Raw genomic sequence first — 1,923 nt, 5'->3', positions numbered from 1 at the left:
GCGCGGCGCTGCGTTCTTTTTCAAGGCTCTCGCGGAGCGTGGCCCGCATCCGATTGAGTCCGAGCGCGATCTCGCCGAATTCATCGCGCGTGTCGCAGCGCACATCGGACGCCAGATCGCCCGTGGCAATGCGGCGCGCACCGGCCTCGATCGCCGCCGCAGAGCGCGCAACCGCGCCGCGCAAAACCATGAACAGATAGGCCACGACGAGCAACAGGGCACAGACCACGGCGCAGACCGTCCAGAGGCGGTGCTGCATGGCGCTGACACGCGCGGCGATGACCTGATCCAATTCCTCGATGACGATCCGCCACAGTTGATGACCCGCCTCGACGAGCCGCGTACCGGTCGTGAACAGGGTCTCGCCATCAATGCCCGCGACCGCGCCACGCACGAAATGGCGGTCAAGCAGGTCGGAAAAAATCTTGACGTTGCGTTCAACCTCATCGCGCTGGCGGTCAAGGCGGGCCGCCGCCACGGGATTTGCCCCGGCGACCTTGGCCAACCCCGCGTCGAACATTTTGGCATGGTCGCCAAACAGCGCCAGGCGTGCCGCCAGTTCGATGCGTTCATCGATGGCGATGGTCTGACGGACCGCGATCCCGGCACTCTGACCACGCATGATGGCGCTCATTTCGACCATGTTGGGCAACTGAACGATGGCCGCATCCATGAGATAGAAGGAGTCGATGTCGGGATCGAGCGTGAGGTTGGAGCGGTCCGCGACCCGTGACACAAAGACGAGCATGGCATCGAGCAGCTCGCTGTGCGCCTGAAACGCCTCGGCGGGCGCGGACGCCCCGGCATTTGTCATCGTCCGCCAGCGTTCCCCGAGGGCTTTCCAATCGGACTCCACGCCGAGTTCCACCCCTAGCGTCGCCATGACTGGCGCCGCTAACTCGAACGCCGCATCGGCCTGAGCGCGCGCCTCCGCCACGGCCCCGCGCAGCGTTTCGTCGCCGCTGCCGAGACGGGCAAGCAGCCCACGGTGGCGTTGGATAGGCAACATAACCTCCGGCACCACGCGCACCAGCGCGACGCCATCGCGCTCAAGCGCCGAAAACCGGATTGCGTTCCACTGTGCCTGGATGAAGAAGACGAACAGAAGCGCAATCACGGCCAGAAAGGCGGCGCCAATCAGGGCGATTTTGCCAGGCAGGCGCAAACGGGCCAGCAGCCGTTCGGCGGGGGCGGTCAGGACGGAAGGATTTGACATGATGGGAAGATGTCTCGGTGTCGATGATGGTGACCAACCCGTGAGAAACGAGTCTCGCGGGACGCCATGAACGGACGATCAACGTTAGAACTCCTCCCACTGGTCGTCGTCAGCGGTTAGCGCGAGCAGCGGTTTTGCCGGGTTCAGTGGCGCGCGACCCGCTTTGGGCAGGGTCGTCTGACGCTTGCCACCGCTGGTCAGCGGGGCGCGGTTCGATGCGCTACCCGCGATCACTGACTTGACCCGTTCGGTCTGGTTCGGATAGAGATCCAACGGCACCTTTTCCTTTCCCACGGCCTGGGAGACGCTGTAGCGCGCGCAGGCGGTTTTGTCGCCACGGCAATATTTTTTCTTCATCAACGCGACGGTTGCCGCGTTCCCCTTCATCTTGTCGTTGAAAAAGGGGCAGGTCGCCAGACTTTCGCAATCCGTCCCAGTGGTTTGACCCGAATCCGGCATCGCGCCCGAAGGCGACCGCGTCAGCGCAAGGGAGCGATCATCCCCGTCTCCCCTGTCCCGCCGGCGCAGCGGATGAGAAGACCCCGTTTCCAGCTTGAACATCGCCACCGCCTCGGAGAGCACGCGGGTCTGGTCCTCCAGGCTCTCGGCCGCCGCCGCCGCTTCTTCGACCAAGGCCGCGTTCTGCTGAGTGACCTCGTCCATCTGGGCGACCGCCTGGGTCACCTGCTCGATGCCGGTACTTTGCT

General features: G+C 64.3%; 1 protein-coding gene and 1 pseudogene. Both read right to left on the bottom strand.

Annotation, left to right across the window (positions count from 1 at the left end):
* Positions 1-1,216 (bottom strand): HAMP domain-containing protein (locus QZY48_RS02170; RefSeq protein WP_295427099.1); only part of this gene is annotated, 1,216 nt, incomplete at its 3' end.
* Between the two features lie 84 nt (positions 1,217-1,300).
* Positions 1,301-1,923: pseudogene (locus tag QZY48_RS02165) on the bottom strand (hypothetical protein); the annotation flags it as partial.

The sequence above is a fragment of the uncultured Thiodictyon sp. genome, assembly GCF_903828115.1.
GTDB lineage: Bacteria > Pseudomonadota > Gammaproteobacteria > Chromatiales > Chromatiaceae > Thiodictyon.
The sequence above is the reverse complement of the archived record's forward strand: the minus strand, read 5'-3'. Positions and strand labels throughout refer to the sequence as shown.